Source organism: Spirillospora sp. NPDC049652 (assembly GCF_040675125.1).
Lineage (GTDB): Bacteria > Actinomycetota > Actinomycetes > Streptosporangiales > Streptosporangiaceae > Spirillospora.
Genome location: NZ_JBFAOF010001424.1, coordinates 1 through 1,371, shown reverse-complemented (window position 1 = coordinate 1,371; position 1,371 = coordinate 1). Strand labels below are relative to the sequence as shown.

The 1,371-nt window shown below is 75.5% G+C and carries 2 protein-coding genes; both read right to left on the bottom strand.

Features of this window, described 5'->3' with window-relative positions:
* Window positions 1-597: ATP-binding cassette domain-containing protein (locus AB0J52_RS40755; RefSeq protein WP_500188590.1), on the bottom strand; the 597-nt coding region annotated here is incomplete at its 3' end.
* Window positions 597-1,371 (bottom strand): ABC transporter permease (locus tag AB0J52_RS40750; RefSeq protein ID WP_500188588.1); only part of this gene is annotated, 775 nt, incomplete at its 5' end. The genes AB0J52_RS40750 and AB0J52_RS40755, both read right to left, overlap by 1 nt.

Here is a 1,371-nt window from a genome sequence, read left to right as displayed (position 1 = left end):
GGTCGGCTCGTCGGCGAGCAGCAGCCGCGGGCCGCCGGCCAGCGCTCCGGCGATCATGACCCGTTGCAGCATGCCGCCGGAGAACTCGTGCGGGAAGCGGCGCAGCGCGCGGCGCGGCTGGTCGATCCCGACCGCCTCCAGCAGCTCCTCGGCCGCCTTCAGCGCGGCGCGCCTGGGCGTGCCGCCCGCGCGCAGGCCCTCGGTGACGAAGTCGCCGATGCGGCGGACCGCGTTGATCGAGGCGCGGGGGTCCTGGAACACCATCGCGACCTCGCGGCGGCGCAGCTCGCGCAGCCGCGCGGGCGGCAGGGTGAGGACGTCCCACCCGGCCACCCGGACGGATCCGGTGACCTCGGCCCCGGCGGGCAGCAGCCCGAGCACGGCTCGTCCGGTGACGGACTTGCCCGAGCCGGACTCGCCGACCAGCCCGACGGTCTCGCCCTCCGCCACGCGGAGTGACACCGCGTCCAGGACGGGCCGGGCGGCGGACCCGGGCGCGAGCCGGACGCTGAGCCCTTCGATCTCCAGCAGCGCCTCCACCGTTCCCGGCATCGGGTTCTCCGAGGTCGCGGGCTCCGGCTTCACGGTCTCGGGCATCACGCCTCCCGCTTGGCGACCCGGTCGGCGACGCCCTCGCCGACGATCCCGAACGCCACCACGGCGACCACGATGGCCGCGCCGGGCGCGAGCGCGGGCAGCACCGCGCCCTGGAGCAGCGCGGACGCGCCGCTGTTGATCATCGCGCCCCAGTCCGCGTCCGGCGGCTGCACGCCGAACCCGAGGAAGCCGAGCGCGGCCAGGTCCATCAGCGCGTACCCGAAGTTCATCGCCGACTGGGCCAGCACCAGCGGCGCGATGTTCGGCACCAGGTGGCGCAGGCAGATCGTCCAGCCGGACCAGCCCTGCACCCGGTAGGACTGGATGTACGGACGCGTCGCCTCCTGGACGGCCACGTTGCGCACGAGCCGTCCGACGTAGGGGACGTAGGCGATGCTCATCGCGATGGTCGGCGCCGTCAGGCCCGGCCCGGACACCGCGACGAGCACGATCGCGAGCAGCAGGCCCGGCAGCGCGAACACCAGGTCCATCGCCCGTGACAGCAGCGCGTCCGCCCAGCCTCCGCACCAGGCGGCGGCGACGCCGACGACCGCGCCGAGCACGGTGGAGACGGCCACGACGACCAGCGGGCCGAGCAGGCCGGTCCGCGCCCCGTAGATCATCCGGGACAGCACGTCCCGGCCGGACTCGTCGGTGCCGAGCGGGTGGCCGCCGGACGCGCCTCCGAGCGCGGCCGACAGGTCCAGCCCGTTGGGGTCGTGCGGCGCGATCCAGGGGGCGAGCACCGCCACCAGGACGATCACGGCGAGCACG